We start from the raw sequence: 21,021 nt of genomic DNA on the forward strand, positions 1-21,021 counted from the left end.
CTATGTCGTTTGAGAAGGCAGGTGATCTGTGATTTGACGAAGCAAACGTTTTTAAAAGGGACGATTATTTTAATTTTAGCAGGTTTTATTACAAGAATATTGGGTTTTGTCAATCGAATTGTGATTGCAAGGTTCATTGGTGAAGAAGGCGTAGGGCTTTATATGATGGCAGCGCCTACCTTTTTTCTCGCCGTGACGCTGACACAATTCGGACTTCCTGTTGCTATTAGTAAGCTAGTCGCAGAAGCAGAAGCCCGTGGTGACAAACAGAAAACAAAACGCATTCTAGTGATGTCCCTTGCGGTAACAGGAACACTCAGCCTGATTTTCACGCCGCTCTTTTTATGGTTTGCCCCTATTATGGCGGAAAATATGCTGACAGACCCTAGAACGGTCTATCCTCTGCTTGCCATTACACCCGTCGTACCCGTTATTGCGATCTCTAGTGTGTTAAGGGGCTATTTCCAAGGAAGACAACAAATGAGCCCGCTTGCGATGTCGCAAGTACTAGAACAGGTCGCAAGAATTTCACTCGTGGCAGTATGTACAACAGCGTTCCTGCCTTATGGAATTGAATACGCAGCAGCAGGCGCTATGATTTCATCTGTCATCGGGGAAATGATTTCACTTGCTTACTTACTGATTGCCTTTCGTTATAAAAAGACCATCCGTATCCGAAAACGTTTTTTCAAGGCAATTCATGATGGGAAGGATACGTTTAAGCAGCTCATGAGTATTGCCCTGCCAACGACAGGCAGCCGTTTCATCGGCAATATCTCTTGGTTTTTAGAACCGATTGTAGTCGCGCAAAGCCTTGCGATTGCCGGTTATGCAGCTGTGGAAGCAACAAGGCAGTATGGAGAATTGACGGGACTTGCGCTCACCCTTTTGACACTTCCTAGTTTTATCACGTATTCTCTCTCCACCGCACTAGTTCCAGCGATTAGTGAGGGGATGGAACAGAACAAACGCAAAACGGTCGAATACCGGCTCAAGCAGGCGATGCGCCTTTGTTTATTAAGCGGGGGCATTTCATGTATTATCCTTTTCGTGTATGCAGAAAATTTAACCCTCTTCATGTATGGGTCATCTCATGCCGCTGTCTATGTAAAATTCATGGCGCCCTTCTTTTTGCTCTATTACTTTCAAGGGCCGCTGCAGGCTGTCCTTCAAGCATTAAATTTAGCGGGGGCAGCGATGACCAACAGTTTGATAGGAGCTGTTGTGAAAACAGGCATGATCTTTGTTCTTGCTTCACAGCCAAGCTTTGGCATTATGGGCGCAGCGCTTGCGATCCTCATTGGCATCGTTCTTGTCACGTTGCTCCATGCGGCAACTGTCGGTAAAGTGCTGCCTATTCATTTACCATTAAAAGAATATGGACTTTGCGTCCTTGTGATCATCGGCACTGGGGCAGTCAGCTTATGGATGAAACATCAAGCGAGCGGACTCTTTTCCGCACCTTTAGAGCTTGTCATGATGATCTTTTTGACGTGCGTGCTGTATGTCATTCTATTAATCTGTCTTGGGCTAGTGAAACGAGAAGAGCTGCGCCGCATCCCGTTTATTGGGAAGCTGCTGTAGCTCATCTTTTCTTTATAATTTCATCTTTCAAATCAATATAAAAATTCTTCTGATTAAAGCTGCAGTAAGAGATTTGCTCGATATCATGATAGCCTCTTTTGGCAAGCTCCTTTATCAGCCACTGTTCATCATGGTTGATCTGCTTGAGATGATCATGCTGAACCACACCGTCTGCAATAAGCGGGAGCTCAAGCGCTGCATGTTTGCGCTTGTTTTCTTTTTCAACAACGGCGAGCTTTCCTGAAGGCTCCAAGATGGCATATGAGACATCCTGGATACTATCGATGTTATTTTCTCTTAATTGAATCAGCAAATCATCAAAATTGTATCGCTGTTTTCTCATCGCACCCTCATCTATTTTTCCGTTGATGATGAGCAGGGCCGGCTTACCGTCGAGAAAACGTCGGACACCTTGGAATTTTAGTGACAAATAGGCAAGGGTGATTTGAATGAAGGTTAACAGCAGGATCGGCCATACTGTATGTAACATGTGATCCTCTACTTCTTCTATGGCGAGCACCGCAATTTCAGCGATCATCATAAAAATAACAAGATCTAAAATACTCAGTTCCCCAATCTCCCTTTTGCCCATTAAACGAAAGATAAACCAAATGAGAAAATATAAAATGATTGTTCTCATGGAGATAATTAAGATGTCCTGCATATGATGTAAACCCTCCTTCTCCACCATAGCTTGTGTCAAAACACTTTATTTATGTAGAAAAGAAAGCCTCGGTTTTTATCACGAGAAACATGTCTATTTTTTCTTCTCCGTGAATACATTTTAGTAAAAGACAAGCTTCGGTCAATTGGAGAGGAGACGAATCACATGCAGGAAACGAAACAAATAGGAAAAGGCATTTTATCTGGCTTAATTGCTATTTTTGTCGTGATGATTGTCACAAGCTTACTTGTATCACTGATGCTTACCTTCACAAGTATGCAGGAATCATCGTTTAAATGGATGATCATGATCTTGTCCTTTGCGGCACTTTTTCTAGGAGGAATGATTTCTGGAGGGAAAGCAAAGGAACGGGGCTGGCTCATTGGCGCCATGACCTCTTTTATCTTTTCACTCACTGTTTTTTTATTTCAATATTTAGGGTTTGGAGAAACCTTTTCACCAGAACAATTCATCTATCATGCAGCCTTTTTGGGAATTTGTATGCTAGGGGGAATGATTGGCGTTAATCTTCGGGGCAAATAAAAAAAGAGCGAATGATATCGCTCTTTTTTTATCGCTATGTATTGGAGGATTAACCTTTGTCAGCTAATTCTCTAATAGCACGTCGGTCGAAAGTTAAACGGTTGTTTTCGCTTGTTTTGATGACCACTTTTGATTCATCAATGTAGTCGATTTCACCGTGTAAACCACCGATTGTGACGATTTTATCGCCTTTTGATAAAGATTGCTGCATCTGACGCACAGCTTTTTGTTGCTTTTGCTGTGGACGGATTAACAAGAAGTAAAGCACAGCAAACATGACAACAATCATAATGATTGAACCCATACCACCATCCATTCTATCTCACCCCTTTCTAAAGCATTGTAAAGCTTTTCGTTTATGCGTTAAAAGTTTTTCGCATTCGGCTTGTTAAAGCCATAACGCTCAAAAAACTCTTCTCTAAAATCACCTAAACGATCCTCACGGATAGCTTCTCTCACTTGCTCCATTAATTTTAACAGAAAATGAAGATTATGATAAGTTGTTAATCGAATTCCGAACGTCTCATTTGTACGGATCAAATGTCTAATATAAGCACGTGTGTAATTTTTACATGTGTAGCAGTCACAGTTTTCATCGATTGGTCTGAAATCACGCTCATATTTAGCATTTTTCACAACAAGGCGTCCTTCACTTGTCATGAGCGTACCATTTCTTGCAATTCGCGTTGGCAGTACACAGTCAAACATATCGACACCGCGAATCGCGCCGTCAATTAATGAATCTGGTGAGCCGACACCCATTAAGTACCTCGGCTTGTCATCCGGTAAAAATGGCGTTGTGAACTCCAGCACTCGGTTCATCACGTCTTTTGGTTCACCAACAGATAAACCTCCAATGGCATAGCCTGGGAAATCAAGTGAAACAAGATCTTTTGCACTTTGTTTACGAAGCTCTTCGTATTCTCCGCCCTGTACAATGCCAAACAGTCCTTGATCCTCTGGACGCTGGTGCGCTGTTAAGCAGCGCTCTGCCCATCTGCTTGTCCGCTCTACAGAACGTTTCATATAATCGTACTCTGCTGGGTACGGAGGACATTCGTCAAATGCCATCATAATATCTGAGCCGAGCGCATTTTGAATCTCCATCGCTTTTTCAGGAGAAAGGAACAACTTATCTCCATTTAAGTGATTACGGAAGTGAACGCCTTCCTCTTCAATTTTTCTAAATTCACTTAAAGAAAACACTTGGAAACCGCCTGAATCTGTTAGAATCGCTCGATCCCAGTTCATAAATTTGTGCAGGCCGCCTGCTTCTTTGACAATGTCATGCCCCGGGCGCAGCCATAGATGATACGTATTGCTTAAAATGATGCCTGCTTCCATCGCTTTTAACTCTTCAGGCGCCATTGTTTTCACTGTAGCCAGTGTACCAACTGGCATAAATACAGGTGTTTCAAAGGAGCCGTGCGGTGTATGAACGCGTCCAAGACGTGCACCTGTTTGTTTGCATGATTTAATGAACTCATAACGTATCGGTAATTGCGACAAAAATGAGCCCTCCTGTCTTTGTTGTATGATGTTATTGAATCAGCATGGCATCGCCAAAACTGAAGAATCGATATTCCTCTTTTACAGCCTCATTGTACGCTTTTAGGACGTGTTCTCGTCCAGCTAATGCACTGACAAGCATAATTAAAGACGATTTTGGCAAGTGGAAATTCGTGATCATGCCATCAATTGCCTTAAATGTATAGCCTGGATAAATAAAAATCGACGTCCAGCCGCTTGACGCTTTGAATTCACCATCATAAGCACTTGCAATGGTTTCAAGCGTTCTTGTCGAAGTTGTTCCGACTGAAATAATCCGCCCGCCTTCTTTGCGTACGCGATTAAGCTCTTCTGCCGTTTCTTCATTCATTTCGTAAAACTCTGCGTGCATTTCATGTTCTTCAATGCGTTCAGCACTGACCGGTCGAAATGTGCCAAGCCCTACATGGAGCGTAATAAACGCAATATGCACTCCTTTTGCTTTCAGTGCATCCAGCAGTTCATTTGTAAAGTGAAGACCGGCAGTAGGCGCAGCAGCCGAACCAACCTCTTTGGAATAAACGGTTTGATAACGCTCACGATCGTCAAGCTGCTCTTTAATGTACGGAGGCAGCGGCATTTCACCTAAAGATTCAAGTACTTCATAAAAAATGCCTGTATACTGAAACTCAACTTTTCTTCCGCCATGTTCCAGTTCTTCTGTACATACCGCTTTTAATCGTCCATCACCAAATGTAATGACTGTTCCGTTTTTCACACGTTTTGCTGGTTTCACGAGCGTTTCCCATTTGTCTCCTTCTTCTTGTTTCAAAAGAAGCAGCTCCACTTTAGCACCCGTATCCTCTTTCGTTCCAAACAGACGTGCAGGCAATACACGTGTATTGTTTAAAACGAGACAATCACCCTTTTGAAAGTAATCTGTGATTTGCGAGAATGTATCATGTGTGATGTCACCTGTTTGTTTATGTAAGACCATCAGTCTTGATGCATCTCGTTTTTCAAGCGGCACTTGTGCAATCAATCTTTCTGGTAAATCAAAATCAAATAATTCTAACTTCATTTCCTTCACCTATTCTGTAGTTAACTAGTTAACGTTATTTCATCCGTCCGAAGACATTGAGTAAAATGGTTAGGACGATGCTAATGACAATGCATGTAATCACAGGAAAAAAGAACGTTACGTTCCCTTTTTTCACGAAAATATCGCCTGGAAGTTTCCCAACCAATTGAAACACTAAACCTGCGGCAAAAAGGACACCACCTAAAATCATCAACATTTTAGGGAATTCAGTCACGAATCGGAACCTCCATATGAAAATGTTCATACGCTTCTCTTGTGACGACCCGCCCTCTTGGTGTTCTTTGCAGAAAACCAATTTGCAGTAAATACGGTTCGTACACATCTTCAATCGTATGTGATTCTTCTCCAATTGTCGCTGAGATCGTATCAAGTCCAACAGGACCGCCTCTAAATTTTTCAATCATACTTAAAAGCAGCTTATGATCGATATGATCAAGTCCGAGTCTGTCAACTTGCAGACGCTCAAGAGCATCTTCTGCAATGTCTTGTGTGATCGCATGATTTCCGAGCACCTGCGCAAAATCTCTTACTCTTCTGAGCAGACGATTGGCGACCCTCGGTGTGCCTCTAGATCTTCTTGCAATCTCTTCAGCTGAACGAATGTCGATCCCAATCTCAAACAGCTCGGCTGTTCTTGCTACAATGTGAGCCAAATCTCTTTGCTCATAGTATTCCAATCTTGCATGAACCCCAAACCTATCACGAAGCGGCGCTGTTAAAAGCCCAACACGGGTTGTAGCACCTACAAGCGTAAATGGCGGTAAATCAAGCCGCACAGAGCGTGCTGTATCTCCTTTTCCAATCACGATATCTAGACAAAAGTCCTCCATCGCTGGATATAGCACTTCCTCTATTGAACGCTGCAAGCGATGAATTTCATCAATAAACAGAACATCGCCAGGTTCAAGAGATGTTAAGATCGCCGCCAAATCGCCAGGGCGTTCAATCGCCGGTCCAGACGTTGTACGCAGCTGAACATTCATTTCATTGGCAATGATCGACGCAAGCGTTGTTTTCCCAAGTCCCGGCGGTCCATATAAAAGGACGTGATCCAGTGTTTCCTGCCTCATTCGGGCAGCTTCAATAAATACGCTGAGATTATCCTTTACTTTCTGCTGGCCAATATATTGACTAAGCGTCTGTGGACGCAGACTTTGCTCAATGGCTGATTCATGGTTGTCTGCTTCAGTTGAGACGAGCCGTTCATCCATGAGACATCACCCTATTTCAACATTTTTTGTAAAGCTTTTTTCACATATTGATCGGTTGTAAGATTCTTCTCTTCTTTTAATAAAGGAAGAACCTTTTTGATTTCACGATCACCATACCCAAGGACACTTAAGGCTTCAACCGCTTCATCTAAAGCGCTTTGCTGTGTTTCAACCTGAATATGATCCTCGTGGTTAAATAAGTTTCCTATCATTTCAGGCACCACATCTGCGAGCTTCCCTTTCAGATCTAGAATGATCTGACGTGCTGTTTTTTTGCCAACACCCGGGAATTTAATGAGGAAAGCTTCATCCTCTCGTTCGATCGCTGAAATGACAGCGCCAGGGTCACCGGAAGCAAGAATCGCAAGCGCACCCTTCGGTCCAATCCCTGTGACATTTAACAGTTTTGTGAACAACGCTTTTTCTTCTCGTGTTTGGAATCCATATAACGAAAAAGCGTCTTCCTTTATGTAATGATACGTATAAATCGTTTCTTGTTTTGTTACTCGATAGATAAACGGATTTGGGGTATAGACTTGATATCCCACTCCGCCGTTTTCAATGACAACATATTGCGGGCACACATAATCAATGGTCCCTTTTACAAACTCTATCACCGTTTTCACCTCTTTGACTGTTCTCCATTGTAACATAAATCGAAGAGAAAACCGTAATAAAAGTTAACATACGTTCGCTCAGCCTTTTTTCATAGTCAACCCATGAAAAAGAGCTTGCGGTCTTCACACCAGCAAGCTGTCATACGATTAAAACGATTGTTCATTTCGGTAAGGTTTCATGACTTCAAGCACATGCTCAAATTCATCTTTTGTTCGAAATGGAATGCCTTGTGCAAGCTGCTGCTCTACATGACTTTCCAAGCGGGACGTATCAATTTGAAAAAAGAGATGAATAGGCTCCGCCCACCCGTCAGGCCTTCCATGAAACGTAGAAATCACGCCGTCTTCTGATAATCCGATATATCCATTTGCTTTACTCAAAGGCGATATATCGTCAATTTGCTTTCTAAAAAGGGCAAAATCCTCTCGCTGTTCTACCAATGTCCAGCCCTTATAATGGGCCCAAAATGTGTCTTTGTCTTCTAATGATGCCCGCTGTCTTTCAATACTTACATCGCCGTCTAGATAGACCTTTTCAAGCTGAACGTTGATGGTTTTTGACTCTTTTTGCAAGTGTTCTGCTGCTTCCATATCAACAGCGAAAAAGAGTACACTTGTCATGATAAGTCCTGTAACGAAATACTTTATTTTCACTTTCACTATTTACACCTCTTTAGAACATAAGATCGATGCATGACATATGTAGTTTGACCCATTTTGCTATACATTAACCAAATCGATGTCTTGACACATATTGAGAGTCTTTCGTTGTATCCTTCGTGCGTAAATGTTATGTTTTATACAATCCATTGCTCTACCGAATTACATGGTTTTTTCATCATTCGTTTTTCAGCCGCATAAACTGAAACCAAAGAAGGTGAAGTCAATGTCAGATGTCAAAAGATTAGCCGAATCGATTCAGTATCAAGAAGAAAAGCGTTTTAATAAGCTCGTCTTTAAACCGGCTGAGCTTGAGCTGTGCGGCAAAGGAAGAAGTGCCTATGTATTTTCATACAAAAAAGACGGCAAGAAAATGGCGTTAAAAGTCTTTTTTCCTTCTTATCGAAATATCGCCCGCAAAGAGGCTGCAATTTATGAAAAACTTTCCGGCTCCTCCTACTATCCTGAGATTTACGAGTCTGGGGATCAGTATATTTTAATGGAATATATTAAAGGTTATACTTTCTATGAATGCCTAACAAAAGGCATTCCGATCAAAAAACAAATGATTGAACAAGTAGATGATGCATTGGAAGAAGCACGCGCGAAAGGTTTGAATCCTTCTGATATTCATCTGCGAAATTTAATTTTAACAAAGGATGGCCGCGTCAGGGTCATTGACGTCGCCCGCTTCACGCAAACGAAAACATGTCATCAATGGGATGATTTAAAAGCTGCATACACCTATTATCAAAAACCTTTTTTCCCTAAAAAAGCGCCGCGTCTATGGCTTGAAGTGATTGCCTATTTGTATAAGAAAAACTGGCTGTCTCGAGGTCAGCTGAACAACCGAAATGATTTTACTGCATAATGAAAGCCGCTCTCTTTGAGCGGCTTTCTGTTTTATTCTGTTTCTACATGGATACTATTCACATTTAATAGGTTAATGATTTCATTATTCAGCTTAAACCAATGATTGGCTTCCTCAATTTTTTTATACACATCATAGGTAGCTGGACGTTTCAGCTCGAAATCGAGCACTTCCCCATTGTTCATATGAAATGTTACCTTAAATACTTTCATCATAAGATCACCTTCCACTCTGTCTTGTTCACTAACCGAATCGGTCAGCTCTTTTCATTCATTCTCTATTCAATCCGTTTCCCCTGCTTCTTTCCTTCTAAACACAAGAAGTTTAAATTTTGTTTAAATTCGCACAACATATCTATCTATATACTGTTCAAAAGATGTATATTGAATGAAAAGGAGGCTACCTTTATGAAACAAAAGAAAAAACGAACATCTCCAGAGAGACAAACAGTCCTGTTTCATTTAACAGATGCCCTCATCCCAAGTGTTGAAACGATGGCGATTGCAGTAAGAGCATTTTTCCACCTCGTGAGAAAAGCCATTTCAGCCGTTTTATAAAACCCCGCACTAGAGGAGTGCGAGGTTTTTTTTAGGATTGATAGATTTGGCTACCTTGATTGATAAACTCTTTTGCCTTCTTCTCCATCTCTCTTTTCACTTCTTCTGATTGGTTGCGGATGTCATGGGAAATTTTCATACTGCAAAACTTTGGTCCACACATGGAACAGAAATGAGCGGTTTTAGCACCTTCAGCAGGCAATGTTTCATCATGGAATGCCAGCGCTCGTTCTGGGTCAAGTGACAGGTGAAATTGATCCCGCCATCTGAATTCAAATCTCGCTTTCGATAAGGCATCATCACGCTTTTGAGCAGCAGGATGTCCTTTTGCTACATCAGCTGCATGTGCGGCAATTTTATAGGCGATGACGCCTTCTCTTACATCTTCTTTGTTCGGCAGACCTAAATGCTCTTTTGGTGTCACATAGCACAGCATGGCGGTTCCGTACCAGCCAATCATCGCCGCACCGATCGCGGATGTAATATGATCATATCCCGGTGCAATATCTGTTGTTAGAGGACCTAACGTATAAAAAGGTGCCTCTTTGCATATCTCCATCTGCTTATCGACATTCTCTTTGATTTTATCCATTGGAACATGACCAGGTCCTTCAATCATGACCTGTACATCATGTTTCCAAGCGATCTCTGTCAATTCCCCTAACGTTTCCAGCTCTGCAAACTGCGCTTCGTCATTTGCGTCCGCAATGGATCCCGGTCTGAGCCCGTCCCCAAGCGAAAAGGCAATGTCATACGTTTTCATGATTTCACAAATTTCTTCAAAATGGGTATACAGAAAGTTCTCTTGATGATGAGCGAGACACCATCTTGCCATAATGGCTCCGCCTCTTGAAACAATTCCTGTGACCCGGTCGACTGTGAGCGGAATATACCTTAACAGGACGCCCGCATGAATGGTGAAGTAGTCAACCCCTTGCTCTGCCTGTTCAATTAATGTGTCTCGGTATACTTCCCACGTCAAATTTTCTGCGATTCCATTCACTTTTTCAAGTGCCTGATAAATCGGGACAGTTCCTACTGGGACTGGGCAATTGCGGATAATCCATTCTCTCGTTGTATGAATATCCTTTCCTGTAGACAGGTCCATCATCGTATCTGCCCCCCATCTAATTGCCCATGTCATCTTCTCCACCTCTTCTTCAATGGACGACGTCACAGCTGAATTGCCAATATTCGCATTAATTTTCACGTGAAAATTCTTCCCGATGATCATCGGCTCACTTTCAGGATGGTTGATATTCGCTGGAATGACCGCTCTTCCACTAGCCACTTCCTCTCTAACAAACTCAGGACTTAGCTGTTCTCTCAAAGCGATAAACTCCATTTCAGGCGTAATGATCCCCTTTTTTGCATAATGCATTTGCGTCACACAAGCACCTTGTTTCCCGCGGAGCGGCACATGATGAAAATCTGTATGGGCAGCTTGAAAGGATTCTTTCCCATTCAAGCGATATCCATTATCTTCTGGCTTTACTTGACGCCCTTCATAGCTTTCAGTATCTTCTCTTTCTTTAATCCATTTTGATCTCAGACGCTTTAATCCCTTTGTGACATCAATATGAGCCTCCTCATCTGTATACGGTCCACTTGTATCGTACACACGAATCGGTTCATTTTGGATATCACCTGCTTGTGTCACTGTATTTGTGAGCACGATTTCTCTTTTTGGCACCAAAATGTCAGGTCTTGAACCTTGTTCATATACCTTTCGACTGCCTTCAAAATTTGATAATAAAGATTGCGTTGATGGAACATTTGTCTTTTCATTCATTTGCTGTTCTCTCCTTCTTTTCGTGTGACCGGTCAGGATGGAATCAGCACCAGCAAAAAACCAGATTCTATGTAAAGAACCTGGTTTCGTCGTCAGAAAAAAACATGTATGCCATTCATATGGCACATGTATCATCTTCAACTTCCCCACGCTGGTACGAGCCAGATCAGGTCCAAAGGGTTAAGAAGCTTGTCTTCTCTCTCAGCCCGCATTTCCGGGCACCCCTAGTCACTTATATTGATTTCCACAACAGTGTAGCATAGCTGAGAAATGAAAAAAAGAAGTTTCAGGAAAATAGTTCCTTTCCCCTACAATGAATACATGATCTTCACGATATACATCTTTCTATACACGATCTATCTCTCTCATTTCGATTAAATCAGAAATAATCATTGATCCTTTTCTCCTATTATGTATAATTAATCTAAACGGAGAATTTTTATACAAACATGATTCAAAGGAAGTTCTAGTCGATTGCAAACATTTCTTACATTTATCGTCGTTGGATTCTCAATTGCTCTACCTGTTGGAGCGATCACGGTTGAAATGACAAAGCAGGGATTAAAAAACGGATTCTTTCATGGATTAACTGTAGGCGCTGGTGGTATGACCATCGATATATTACTCATCTTGGCTTTATATGCTGGATTTGCTCAATTTTTATCTTTGCCCTTTATCCAAATTCCGCTCTGGCTGATCGGTGCCATCTTTTTAATGATTCTTGCCTACGATTCGATTAAAAATGCGGATCAAGACATCCATTTAGCAGGAGAAAAAGTGAATAAATCATTCGCTAAAACATACCGAAATGGGCTGCTCGTCGCAGTATCCCCTGGAAACCTTGTGTTCTGGGTATCTGTGTTTGGTGCTGTACTGGCAGATGCTTATAAAAATACAAATTCATCTGAATTTATATTGGCTGCTACGGGTATTTTGGCAGGGATTCTTCTTCATGACATCGGTCTTCTCACGATTGTTTCCCTAACAAGAAAAGTGATGAACCGAACAATGATTAAGTGGACATCCATTATTGCCGGTATTTTATTACTTGGATTTGGCTGTTATTTCTTTTATGAATTTTATATCGGGATCAAAGTTTATTTTTAAAGAAAGGCTAAAGTTCGTCATGAACTTTAGCCTTTTTTATTCCAGCTTATCGGGTCATGCCTGTCTGACCTGTTTCAAATTGCGTTTTTCTCATATCTCTGAAGCGTGTAAATGCGCCTTCGTCTTTAATGACTTGGACAGCTCTACCATCTGCATAACGAGTCGCTGCTTCTTCTACTTGTGATACACCCTCTGATGTCAAGCGCCCATCTGTTTTAAGAGCAATATACACATTTTCATCCGTCACCATAACTTGTGAGTCTGTCACATGGTTCATTTTGTTCACTCGGTTAGCGATTTTTCTTGAACGCTGGATGTTCTCTTGTTTATCGTAGCCAGAGAACGACATTTGGTTATGATAGTTCATATCTCCATGACTGTAGCGTCCATCTCCACCAGTAAGTGGCATTCTCACTTGATCCTGTGTAGGGCGTGAACGATAATCAACATTTGTTGTATTTCTTCCGTTCATTCCCTCCATAAGCTCAGAAACCGGTCCTTGATGATCTTGATTGTTGTCTGTTGCCTGTTGATTGGAGTGGTATCCAACTGGCTGGCCTGATTGATTATGACGTGTATCTACACCCGCATTGTTATTTGTACCACATGCCGTTAATCCAATAGGTAGAAGCACTAAGGCGATTGTTTTTTGCCATTTTTGTCTCAAACGAAAAACCCCCTGTACAAATTGAATCTCATGAGCGCAAAACAGGCTCTGTTTTAGCATGTACAGTTGAGGACAAAAACAAGCTGTCAGTTATAAACAAAAAAAGGAACGATTGAGATCGTCCCTTGTGTCATTAATCTTCTTCGTCTTCTTCTGGTCTTGCAAAAACAGATGGGTTTTGATAAGGCTGCTGCATATAAGGCTGAGCTGGATAAGCACCCATTTGACCATATGGAACAGGGTTTGGATAATGTCCAGGCCATGGTTGATGATGCTTCATACCATCATCGCATCCGCAGTCTTCCTTGCCATATGCTTCATTTGGAGCGTTTGGATAAAAGCCTTGATTGGCATTGGCATTTGCATTTGCATTTGCGCCTGCATTTGGATGCATATGGTGGTGCCAGTGATGCCCATCGTTTGCATGATGCTCATGATGTTCACCGTAATAAGCCGGTGCTTGATACGCAGGATAATAAGGCTGAGCCGCCGGGTAAGGATACGGCATCATGTGATGGTGATAATACGGCTGTACCGGATAACAAAGGCCTGATCCCGGTAAAATAGGAGAAGCGGGTACCATTTGCTGCGGATATGGATACATTGCTGGCATGTAATGACCATAACCATAATAAGGATCATATGACTCTTGATGATGGTGGTGATGCTCTTTATTTTCAGCCATGCCCCCTACTGCTGCCCCTCCAACATTCGGCATTTGCGGGAAATTAGGAAGGTTTGGGTAATTACTATGTTCCATATCTTTTCCCTCCTCTTTTTGATGTGGGATATGAATGAATGGATCATATCCCTTTGCCACTTCATCTTTGAAATGATCCTTATTTTCATGATGAAAATGGTCCTTGTGATCTTTATGATCCTTTTTCTCATGAACATGATCTTTCTTTTCATGAACGTGATCTTTTTTCTCATGATGTTCTTTTTTGGGAGGAGGCGTGAATGGCTGGTAGAGATTCGTCTGATAATAGTTTACATCAACTTGTGGAAAAACTGGCTGTTCAATCTTTGGTACTGGTGGCACATAAGGTACCGGTTCATTCGGCTTTTCCTTCGGCTTCGTATCTTGAACTTGCACGACATCCTTTGGCTTTTCTTTTACATACGGGTGTTCTTTTGCTTTTGGCATTTCTTTTGCTTTGTGATGATCGGTTTTCACAGGAACACCACTAGATGGAATTTTGATTTTCATTCCTGGCATGATCAAATCTGGATTACTGAGCTGCGAATTTAATTTTTTCAATTCTTGAAAGTCGACTCCGTACTTCTTTGAAATTTTCCAAAGGGAGTCTCCTTTTTGCACAATATGAATTTTCAACGTTTTCCCCTCCTATGCAAAACGTGAACGTAGCGGTTATGTCAGAAGTACAATATGTTTCAACATAAATTTATGCCTATTTACAAGCCGATATGATAAAAACTTGTTTTCTGATAGGAGGGGACACTTCATTATTTAATGGTGAGCATCTTATTTAAAGCGAGCAATGCCTCTTTTGTCGTCTCTTCATCCACTTGAATCAAACCGACCGGCTCCCCTTTTTCAATGCTTTCAAGTGACCATAGTAGATGAGGCAGATCAATACGGTTCATTGTCAAACATGGACACATATCTGGATTGAGGGATTCGATTTGTTTGTCAGGGTGCTGGTCAATGATGCGTTTCACTAAATTCATTTCTGTTCCAATGGCCCACTTGCTTCCTGCTGGTGCCTGCTTGATCGTATCAATAATAAATTTCGTTGAACCAGCTAGATCAGAAGCCTTTACGACTTCATGTGTACACTCTGGATGAACAAGAATCTGTATGTCACGGTCTCGTTTTCTCGTTTGTTCAATATTCTCAATGGTAAATTTCTCATGAACAGAGCAATGACCTTTCCATAAAATCATTTTGATTCGATGAAGCGGTTGGTCGGTGATGAGCTTTTCTTCTATTTGATCCCAGACAGCCATTTCCTCTAGCGGAATCCCTAAATCATAGGCCGTGTTACGCCCTAAATGCTGATCAGGAAGAAAAAGAATCCGCTCTTTTTGGGTCAGCGCCCACTCCAATACTTTTTTAGCGTTTGAAGATGTGACAGTCGATCCGCCATGTTTGCCGACAAATGCTTTAATATCAGCCGTTGAGTTTACATACGTCAGTGGAAGGATCGTATCTCCAAACAGCTCAGTGAGCTTATCCCACGCCCTGTCTGTTTGTTTCATATTCGCCATATCTGCCATTGAACAACCTGCTCTCATATCTGGCAAAAAGACGTGCTGATTCTTTTTTGATAGCATATCGGCCGTTTCTGCCATAAAATGAACCCCGCAAAATACAATGTATTCTGCTTCGTGATTGTCAGCAGCAATTTGTGCAAGCTGCAATGAATCACCTGTCACATCAGCAAATTGGATGACTTCATCTTTTTGATAATGATGACCCGGTATAAAAAGCTTTGATCCAAAGGCGCGTTTAATCTCTAATACTCTCTCTTTCATTTCATCATAAGAGCGCCGTTTATATTCATCTGGCATCATGGCTGTATGCTGCGCTGCTAACACATCAAGCATGGACATGAGTCGTTCCCCCTTTATGGCTGAATTCCATATTCATACTAAAATCGAATGATGGAGCAGAATGTGTGAGAAATCCAAGTGAAATAAGGTCTACACCTGTCCCCCGGTAGTTAGCCACATTCTCTAACGTGATGCCGCCAGATGCCTCTGTCAATATGGTTTCAGGGGTCATTTGTTTAAAGCGCTTCACTTCGTCTGGAGAGCAGTTGTCAAACATGATGACATCTGCTTTGGCATCAATGGCTTCCATCAGCTGTGCTTCTGATTCAATTTCCACTTCAATTTTCACCATATGACCGGCGTATGCTCTTGCTTTCTCCACAGCTTCCCTGATAGAACCACAAGCCGCAATATGATTATCTTTAATCATCACCCCATCGGATAAGCTGAAACGATGATTCTTTCCACCTCCGACTTTTACTGCGTACTTCTCCAGCATGCGCAAACCGGGTGTCGTCTTTCTCGTATCACAAATCGTAATAGATGGATCAGCTAATCGCTCTACTGCTTCATGCGTTAGTGTAGCAATCCCTGTCATTCTTTGCAGGATATTCAACACCACCCGCTCCCCTTTCAGCAAGTCGTTGACGGGGCCAGTTATTTGTGCCAGTACAGCCCCTTCCTGAATCCAATCACCTTCCTGGAAAAACAGCTCAGTTTGAACTTGTTCATTCAGCAGTTTGTATCCCATATCAATGACTTGCGTCCCGGCCAATACGCCTGATTGTTTCGCCATGATGTAAGCTGTTCCTTTCTTGTCTCCAAAGATGGCATCAGCGGATACATCTCCAAACCCAATATCTTCTTTTAAAAAATGAGTGAGCATTTGCTTTAACTGTAAACGTTCCATTTGGCACCAATCCTTTCATTTTTTACGATATAAATATGGCCCTGTTCATGTACAATCTGTTTTGCTCGCCACGAAGCATCGTGCCGATTTGGATAATCGGTGCGATAATGACCGCCCCTGCTTTCTGTTCGGAGTAATGCAGATTGGACAAGGCATATGGCTAAAGCCCATTGATTAGTTATTTCGATCTGTTCATTTGTGATATTCTTCACATTAATTTGCTGAAAAGAGACTTGTTCTAAATGATCGAGCAAAGTCTGTAAGCCTTTCTCATCTCTCACAATTGCGGCATATGCTGTCATCCATTTTCTGAGCTGAGCCTGTGACACCGTTGGGACAGACCATACTTCTTGAATGGAAAGAGCAGGGTTTTTATCTTGATGGGCTTGCAACCGCTCAACATACCGTGCCGCCTTGTTTCCTAAAACGAGACCTTCTAAGAGCGAATTACTTGCAAGTCGATTGGCGCCGTGTAAACCTGTACAAGCTGCTTCACCAATGGCAAAAAGTGATGGAACAGTTGTTTCTCCATGTTCATTCACCTTAATTCCACCCATTAAAAAGTGCATACCGGGTGAAACTGGCAGCCTTCCGCTTGCCATATCAACTCCCGCACGCTGACACATCGAAGCAATCGCAGGAAAACGTGCAGAAAAATGCGGAATATCACGGATGTTCAGATAAATGGAATGACCGAGTTGCTGCTCATGGAAAATGGTCCTTGCCACCACATCTCTAGGCGCTAAATCGCTCTGTGGGTGGATTCCTTTCATGATCCGCCTGCCTGATTCATCTTCTAAATAGGCGCCCTCTCCCCTGACTGCCTCTGATACGAGCCCGATCGCTTTACCTGAAGTGGTCAAAAGGGTCGGATGGAATTGCACAAATTCGAGATCTACTAGCTGTGCCCCTGCGCGATAGGCCATCATCAGACCATCTCCTGTCACAGACGGATCATTTGTGTTTGTCTCATATAAGGATCCACAGCCGCCAGTGGATAATACAACTGCATCTGCGGTCATTGTATGTACATGACCTTTTTCGTCTTTCCACACAACACCGGTACATATCCCTTCATGAACCAATAGATCCATGACATGATGATTTTCGTATACATGAATGTGTGAGCCGAGCTTCCCTTTCAAAAACTGCACGAGGGTTTTTCCCGTTTGATCTCCTCCTGCATGCAGAATACGATGGGTCGTATGGGCTCCCTCTTTACCTAACTGCGGGATTCCCGTTTCATCTCGATCAAATGGGCAGCCCTCTTCTACGAGCTTCTTTACAAGATCTTTTCCATGACGGACGATCTCCTGTACAGTTTTGTCATCATTGTGACCACACCCCGCAGCTAAAGTGTCTTGCACATGCTGATCGACAGAATCATGTGCGGAAAAGGCTGCAGCGATTCCCCCTTGTGCGAGCATGGAATTACTAGAGGAAAATTGTTTTTTTGTCATCATGATGACTTGGCAGTTCTCTGAGATCGTATTCACAAAGGAAAGAGCCGCAATGCCCGACCCCACCACAATGACTTTTTTAATAGATGACACAATTGCCCCTCCTGTCATTTACACCTGTCTTGACACATATCATTACACAACACTACAATAAATACAAGAAAAAATTTTCACACAGGAGATGGATGGATTTGATTTATTTAGATTATGCAGCTTCTACACCTGTTTCTGAGGAATCACTGCATGTATTTCAGCAGTTGAGCAAAGAATGTTACGGAAATGCGAGCAGCCTGCATGATGCAGGAGGAAGAGCAAATGAAATCTTGTCTTACAGCAGACAATCACTTGCAGCGATTCTAGAGGGCGAACCTGATGGCATTTACTTTACAAGTGGCGGAACTGAATCCAATATCCTTGCGATTCAATCGATCATAAATGGGCTACCTCCACATAAACAGCATGTCATTACCACATCAGTAGAGCACCCTTCCGTTCATCATGCGGTCAATGCCTTGAAGCGTCTCGGTGTGAAGGTGACGGTCATAGACCCGAATCAAGAAGGAATTATCACAAAGGAGATTCTCAAACAGGCTCTATTGCCTGAAACCGGACTAGTATCCATCCAGCATGCCAACTCAGAAACTGGGATTATTCAGCCATTAGCTGAATTAGCGACGCTCTTAAAAGAAAGAGATATTCTTTTTCATACAGATGCAGTGCAGACATTCGGAAAAATGCATGTGTCGATTAAAGAACTTGGGGTTGATGCCCTCTCCATTTCGAGTCATAAAGTGTATGCACCTAAGGGCGCCGGTGCTGTCTATATGGGAGCACATGTCCCTTGGAAGCCTATATATCAACATACTGTACAGGAAAATGGTCTACGCCCAGGGACAGTGAACGTTCCATGTATCGGTGCTTTTGTTGCCGCGAGCGAGCAAATCATGCTGAAAATAGAGCATCAGCAGCAGCTGGATATTCAGCTTCGTGATTATTTTCTTCAGCAGCTAAAAAAAAGGCAGCTGCCTGTCCGCATGCTGCAAGAAAATGACCAGCGCCGCACGCTCCCTCATATTATTGGTTGTTTTTTTGAAGGGTTTGAAGGACAATATGTAATGTTAGCTTGTAATCGGCAGGGAATTTGTATATCTACTGGAAGTGCATGCGCTTCTGGTTATCATCACCCTTCCCCTGCTGTAAAGGCATTACATGTATCAGATCGTGATGCCCTTCAATTCATTCGACTATCATTTGGACGAGGATCATCAAAGGATGACATCGATCAGCTTTTGCATACATTTGAGCGCTTGCAAAAGGAGAAGAAAGGAGCATAAAACGTGGAACAAGAGAGAAAACTCATTGGCGAAGAAAGAAGAAACGCCATTTTAAAGTGGCTGAAAGAGACAGATACACCACTCACCGGAAGTTTTTTAGCCAAAAAAGCCGCTGTCTCACGACAAGTCATTGTACAAGATATTTCATTACTCAAAGCAAAAAACGAACCCATTATTGCCACAAGCCAAGGCTATGTGTATATGGCGCAGCATACACCGGAAACTGAAATTGAACAGATTATCGCTTGCAAGCACGATCCTCATCGTACAGAAGAGGAGCTCACACTGATTGTAGACTACGGTGTAACGGTGAAAGACGTGATGATTGAGCACCCTGTCTACGGGGAGCTAACGGCCTCTATTCGAGTGAGTACGCGCAAACAAGTGGCTGACTTCGTACATCATATTTCTAATACAGGCGCCTCCTACTTATCAGAGCTGACAGACGGCGTACACTTACATACCCTTACTTCCTACAGCCAAAAGCAGCTTGACCAAGCCATTCAAGCGCTTGATGACGCTGGATTTCTTATTAAAGACTAAAAAAATAGTGTCCCCTGCAGGACACTATTTTTCATTCGTTAATTCATATGTTTGATAGCTGCCGAGTAGTTTCACTTCACAGCCAATCGCTTCTAATTCTTGAATGGCGCCAGGGACAAGTACATCATCCATCTCTTTTTCGATATCAATGATAAATAAATAGTGTCCAAGGCCTGTTTTTGTCGGACGCGATTCAATTTTGGACAAATTGAGATTCCGCCATGAAAAAGCTGATAACACGCGGTGCAATGCACCTGACTGATCATCCTTTGGCAGGCTGACAACAATGGTCGTTTTTGGCTTTGAAGAAAAACCAGAATTCATTGGGAACGATGCCTTCGCCTCTTTATGTAAAATAACAAAACGTGTATGATTGTGCGGATAATCATGAATGTCTTTTTTCGCAATCGTCAATCCGTACGTTTTTGCGGCGATTTCATTCGCAATCGCACCAACAGCTTCATCTGGATGCTCACTGATGTATTTTGCTGCATAACCTGTTGATTCCACTGGCCGATGCGGGATATTAGGGAACTGCCTCTTCAAAAATTGATGACACTGCGCAATGGCGTGCGGGTGTGACTGAATCACATCTAATGTCTCCCAGCTCTCCGCTCTCGATGGATGGACAAGCAGGTGCTGGCGAATCGGTGCTGTCATTTCGCCCACAATGGACAAAGCGTCCTCATGAATTAAATAATCAATCGTTAAGTTCACAGATCCTTCGAGTGCATTTTCAAGTGGAACGACCGCCAAATCTACTTCTCCCTTTGACACGGCATCCATACATTGCGGAATGGTTGCATAAGCCCGTTGCTCTGCTTCTTTTGGAAAACAAGAACAGACAGCCAAATGAGTAAATGTGGCCTCTGGTCCAAAGTAACCTACCGTTAATTGCTTCATCTGCTATGATCTCTCCTTTTACGCCCCAGAACCTAGAATTTCAACTTTTTCGACAAATTCAAGTTTTCTTAATTGATTCATGACTGTATTGATATCATCTGCCATGCCGGCCGTACTGATCGACAGGGTAACATTCGCTCTTCCTTGCAGCGGAATCGTTTGGTGAATGGATAACACATTACAGCCAGAGTCAGCCACAATTTGCAGCAGCCTAGACAGAGCCCCAGACCGATCCTCCAGGTGGAAAAACAATGTGATGATCTGCTCTTTGACCATAGTATAAAATGGAAAAACAGCATCTCGATATTTATAAAAAGCACTGCGGCTTAAATCCGCTTTTTGAACAGCATCAGCAACTGAATCCGCTTTTTTGCGATCGAGAAGCTTTTTGACTTCAAGCGTTTTTCGCATCGCATCCGGAAGTACATCCTCTCTTACTAAATAGAACGTTTCTTCTTTCACCTGTTTTCTCCCCTTTTAAAAACGGGAGA

General features: G+C 42.5%; 24 protein-coding genes and 1 riboswitch. Of the genes, 7 read left to right on the forward strand and 17 right to left on the reverse strand.

Going from position 1 to position 21,021, the window contains the following annotated elements; all coding sequences use genetic code 11:
* The first annotated feature begins 33 nt into the window (after positions 1 to 33).
* The gene (spoVB, locus tag MKY11_RS12700) at positions 34 to 1,584 is read left to right on the forward strand and encodes a stage V sporulation protein B (protein WP_342501462.1); all 1,551 of its coding nucleotides are present in this window, start codon (positions 34 to 36) and stop codon (positions 1,582 to 1,584) included.
* Between the two features lies 1 nt (position 1,585).
* On the opposite strand, the gene MKY11_RS12705 is transcribed toward spoVB, so the two are convergent.
* Positions 1,586 to 2,248: a DUF421 domain-containing protein gene (locus MKY11_RS12705; protein WP_024718383.1), complete on the reverse strand. Its 663-nt coding sequence runs from the start codon at positions 2,246 to 2,248 to the stop codon at positions 1,586 to 1,588.
* 165 nt (positions 2,249 to 2,413) lie between these two features.
* Here MKY11_RS12705 and MKY11_RS12710 point away from each other — a divergent pair, with 165 nt between their 5' ends.
* Positions 2,414 to 2,791, forward strand: coding sequence for a TIGR04086 family membrane protein (locus MKY11_RS12710; protein ID WP_007501492.1), 378 nt, complete (start codon positions 2,414 to 2,416; stop codon positions 2,789 to 2,791).
* Positions 2,792 to 2,840: 49 nt separating this feature from the next.
* Here the strand turns inward: MKY11_RS12710 and yajC are convergent, their stop codons facing one another.
* The 7 genes from yajC to MKY11_RS12745 all read right to left on the reverse strand — a co-directional run bounded on the left by yajC (position 2,841) and on the right by MKY11_RS12745 (position 7,869).
* Positions 2,841 to 3,107 carry a preprotein translocase subunit YajC gene (yajC, locus tag MKY11_RS12715; protein WP_003216659.1) on the reverse strand — a complete coding sequence of 89 codons (267 nt, stop codon included), beginning with the start codon at positions 3,105 to 3,107 and terminating at the stop codon, positions 2,841 to 2,843.
* A gap of 47 nt (positions 3,108 to 3,154) precedes the next feature.
* Positions 3,155 to 4,300 carry a tRNA guanosine(34) transglycosylase Tgt gene (gene tgt, locus MKY11_RS12720; RefSeq protein ID WP_008342748.1) on the reverse strand — a complete coding sequence of 382 codons (1,146 nt, stop codon included), beginning with the start codon at positions 4,298 to 4,300 and terminating at the stop codon, positions 3,155 to 3,157.
* A gap of 31 nt (positions 4,301 to 4,331) precedes the next feature.
* Entirely contained in the window at positions 4,332 to 5,360 is a 1,029-nt protein-coding gene (gene queA, locus MKY11_RS12725) for a tRNA preQ1(34) S-adenosylmethionine ribosyltransferase-isomerase QueA (protein ID WP_039167059.1), read from the reverse strand.
* A gap of 34 nt (positions 5,361 to 5,394) precedes the next feature.
* The gene (locus tag MKY11_RS12730) at positions 5,395 to 5,595 is read right to left on the reverse strand and encodes a DUF2905 domain-containing protein (RefSeq protein WP_008342752.1); all 201 of its coding nucleotides are present in this window, start codon (positions 5,593 to 5,595) and stop codon (positions 5,395 to 5,397) included.
* The gene (gene ruvB, locus MKY11_RS12735) at positions 5,588 to 6,592 is read right to left on the reverse strand and encodes a Holliday junction branch migration DNA helicase RuvB (RefSeq protein ID WP_007501501.1); all 1,005 of its coding nucleotides are present in this window, start codon (positions 6,590 to 6,592) and stop codon (positions 5,588 to 5,590) included. The genes MKY11_RS12730 and ruvB overlap by 8 nt, the downstream gene beginning before the upstream one ends.
* A gap of 11 nt (positions 6,593 to 6,603) precedes the next feature.
* The gene (gene ruvA, locus MKY11_RS12740) at positions 6,604 to 7,209 is read right to left on the reverse strand and encodes a Holliday junction branch migration protein RuvA (RefSeq protein WP_047947106.1); all 606 of its coding nucleotides are present in this window, start codon (positions 7,207 to 7,209) and stop codon (positions 6,604 to 6,606) included.
* A gap of 147 nt (positions 7,210 to 7,356) precedes the next feature.
* On the reverse strand, positions 7,357 to 7,869 hold the full coding sequence (locus MKY11_RS12745; RefSeq protein ID WP_342501463.1) for an intercompartmental signaling factor BofC: 513 nt from the start codon (positions 7,867 to 7,869) through the stop codon (positions 7,357 to 7,359).
* Between the two features lie 226 nt (positions 7,870 to 8,095).
* Between MKY11_RS12745 and MKY11_RS12750 the strand changes: the two genes are divergently transcribed.
* Positions 8,096 to 8,740, forward strand: a complete 645-nt coding sequence (locus tag MKY11_RS12750) for a serine/threonine protein kinase (protein ID WP_041506800.1) — start codon at positions 8,096 to 8,098, stop codon at positions 8,738 to 8,740.
* Between the two features lie 32 nt (positions 8,741 to 8,772).
* Here the strand turns inward: MKY11_RS12750 and MKY11_RS12755 are convergent, their stop codons facing one another.
* Complete coding sequence (locus tag MKY11_RS12755; RefSeq protein ID WP_008342761.1) at positions 8,773 to 8,955, reverse strand: hypothetical protein; 183 nt, start codon at positions 8,953 to 8,955, stop codon at positions 8,773 to 8,775.
* Positions 8,956 to 9,147: 192 nt separating this feature from the next.
* Between MKY11_RS12755 and MKY11_RS12760 the strand changes: the two genes are divergently transcribed.
* Positions 9,148 to 9,297 carry a hypothetical protein gene (locus tag MKY11_RS12760; protein WP_281215551.1) on the forward strand — a complete coding sequence of 50 codons (150 nt, stop codon included), beginning with the start codon at positions 9,148 to 9,150 and terminating at the stop codon, positions 9,295 to 9,297.
* A 31-nt stretch (positions 9,298 to 9,328) separates the two neighbouring features.
* Here MKY11_RS12760 and thiC read toward each other — a convergent pair whose 3' ends face one another.
* A complete protein-coding gene (gene thiC / locus MKY11_RS12765; protein WP_058336774.1) occupies positions 9,329 to 11,089 on the reverse strand; it encodes a phosphomethylpyrimidine synthase ThiC in 1,761 nt (586 codons plus the stop codon).
* Between the two features lie 126 nt (positions 11,090 to 11,215).
* A riboswitch (TPP riboswitch) is annotated at positions 11,216 to 11,325 on the reverse strand.
* Between the two features lie 238 nt (positions 11,326 to 11,563).
* Here thiC and MKY11_RS12770 point away from each other — a divergent pair.
* Complete coding sequence (locus MKY11_RS12770) at positions 11,564 to 12,196, forward strand: LysE family transporter (RefSeq protein WP_041090919.1); 633 nt, start codon at positions 11,564 to 11,566, stop codon at positions 12,194 to 12,196.
* Between the two features lie 46 nt (positions 12,197 to 12,242).
* On the opposite strand, the gene MKY11_RS12775 is transcribed toward MKY11_RS12770, so the two are convergent.
* The 5 genes from MKY11_RS12775 to nadB form a co-directional block, all read right to left on the reverse strand.
* Positions 12,243 to 12,863 (reverse strand): YhcN/YlaJ family sporulation lipoprotein, encoded by a 621-nt coding sequence (locus MKY11_RS12775; RefSeq protein WP_017367717.1) that lies wholly within the window; start codon positions 12,861 to 12,863, stop codon positions 12,243 to 12,245.
* Between the two features lie 133 nt (positions 12,864 to 12,996).
* Complete coding sequence (gene safA, locus MKY11_RS12780; protein WP_326116668.1) at positions 12,997 to 14,199, reverse strand: SafA/ExsA family spore coat assembly protein; 1,203 nt, start codon at positions 14,197 to 14,199, stop codon at positions 12,997 to 12,999.
* Between the two features lie 131 nt (positions 14,200 to 14,330).
* Positions 14,331 to 15,440, reverse strand: coding sequence for a quinolinate synthase NadA (gene nadA, locus MKY11_RS12785; RefSeq protein ID WP_274660641.1), 1,110 nt, complete (start codon positions 15,438 to 15,440; stop codon positions 14,331 to 14,333).
* Positions 15,427 to 16,290 carry a carboxylating nicotinate-nucleotide diphosphorylase gene (nadC, locus tag MKY11_RS12790; protein ID WP_342501464.1) on the reverse strand — a complete coding sequence of 288 codons (864 nt, stop codon included), beginning with the start codon at positions 16,288 to 16,290 and terminating at the stop codon, positions 15,427 to 15,429. The genes nadA and nadC overlap by 14 nt, the downstream gene beginning before the upstream one ends.
* Positions 16,272 to 17,843: an L-aspartate oxidase gene (gene nadB, locus MKY11_RS12795; protein ID WP_342501465.1), complete on the reverse strand. Its 1,572-nt coding sequence runs from the start codon at positions 17,841 to 17,843 to the stop codon at positions 16,272 to 16,274. The genes nadC and nadB overlap by 19 nt, the downstream gene beginning before the upstream one ends.
* Before the next feature lie 92 nt (positions 17,844 to 17,935).
* Here nadB and MKY11_RS12800 point away from each other — a divergent pair, with 92 nt between their 5' ends.
* Together MKY11_RS12800 and MKY11_RS12805 are read left to right on the forward strand one after the other, a co-directional pair.
* Positions 17,936 to 19,084: an IscS subfamily cysteine desulfurase gene (locus MKY11_RS12800; protein ID WP_047947113.1), complete on the forward strand. Its 1,149-nt coding sequence runs from the start codon at positions 17,936 to 17,938 to the stop codon at positions 19,082 to 19,084.
* 3 nt (positions 19,085 to 19,087) lie between these two features.
* Positions 19,088 to 19,627: a transcription repressor NadR gene (locus tag MKY11_RS12805; protein WP_024718395.1), complete on the forward strand. Its 540-nt coding sequence runs from the start codon at positions 19,088 to 19,090 to the stop codon at positions 19,625 to 19,627.
* A gap of 24 nt (positions 19,628 to 19,651) precedes the next feature.
* On the opposite strand, the gene pheA is transcribed toward MKY11_RS12805, so the two are convergent.
* Together pheA and MKY11_RS12815 are read right to left on the reverse strand one after the other, a co-directional pair.
* Positions 19,652 to 20,530 carry a prephenate dehydratase gene (gene pheA / locus MKY11_RS12810; RefSeq protein ID WP_024718396.1) on the reverse strand — a complete coding sequence of 293 codons (879 nt, stop codon included), beginning with the start codon at positions 20,528 to 20,530 and terminating at the stop codon, positions 19,652 to 19,654.
* An 18-nt stretch (positions 20,531 to 20,548) separates the two neighbouring features.
* Positions 20,549 to 20,992 carry an ACT domain-containing protein gene (locus MKY11_RS12815; RefSeq protein ID WP_008342790.1) on the reverse strand — a complete coding sequence of 148 codons (444 nt, stop codon included), beginning with the start codon at positions 20,990 to 20,992 and terminating at the stop codon, positions 20,549 to 20,551.
* Positions 20,993 to 21,021: the final 29 nt, after the last annotated feature.

The organism is Bacillus sp. FSL W7-1085 (assembly GCF_038595035.1).
Taxonomy (GTDB): domain Bacteria; phylum Bacillota; class Bacilli; order Bacillales; family Bacillaceae; genus Bacillus; species Bacillus altitudinis.

Coding starts and splice junctions, on each gene's coding strand:
- MKY11_RS12705 (WP_024718383.1), bottom strand. CDS start 2,248: ATGCAGGACATCTTAATTATCTCCATGAGAACAATCATTTTATATTTT.
- MKY11_RS12710 (WP_007501492.1), top strand. CDS start 2,414: ATGCAGGAAACGAAACAAATAGGAAAAGGCATTTTATCTGGCTTAATT.
- yajC (WP_003216659.1), bottom strand. CDS start 3,107: ATGGATGGTGGTATGGGTTCAATCATTATGATTGTTGTCATGTTTGCT.
- queA (WP_039167059.1), bottom strand. CDS start 5,360: ATGAAGTTAGAATTATTTGATTTTGATTTACCAGAAAGATTGATTGCA.
- ruvB (WP_007501501.1), bottom strand. CDS start 6,592: ATGGATGAACGGCTCGTCTCAACTGAAGCAGACAACCATGAATCAGCC.
- MKY11_RS12750 (WP_041506800.1), top strand. CDS start 8,096: ATGTCAGATGTCAAAAGATTAGCCGAATCGATTCAGTATCAAGAAGAA.
- MKY11_RS12755 (WP_008342761.1), bottom strand. CDS start 8,955: ATGATGAAAGTATTTAAGGTAACATTTCATATGAACAATGGGGAAGTG.
- MKY11_RS12760 (WP_281215551.1), top strand. CDS start 9,148: ATGAAACAAAAGAAAAAACGAACATCTCCAGAGAGACAAACAGTCCTG.
- thiC (WP_058336774.1), bottom strand. CDS start 11,089: ATGAATGAAAAGACAAATGTTCCATCAACGCAATCTTTATTATCAAAT.
- nadA (WP_274660641.1), bottom strand. CDS start 15,440: ATGTCCATGCTTGATGTGTTAGCAGCGCAGCATACAGCCATGATGCCA.
- nadC (WP_342501464.1), bottom strand. CDS start 16,290: ATGGAACGTTTACAGTTAAAGCAAATGCTCACTCATTTTTTAAAAGAA.
- MKY11_RS12800 (WP_047947113.1), top strand. CDS start 17,936: ATGGATTTGATTTATTTAGATTATGCAGCTTCTACACCTGTTTCTGAG.
- pheA (WP_024718396.1), bottom strand. CDS start 20,530: ATGAAGCAATTAACGGTAGGTTACTTTGGACCAGAGGCCACATTTACT.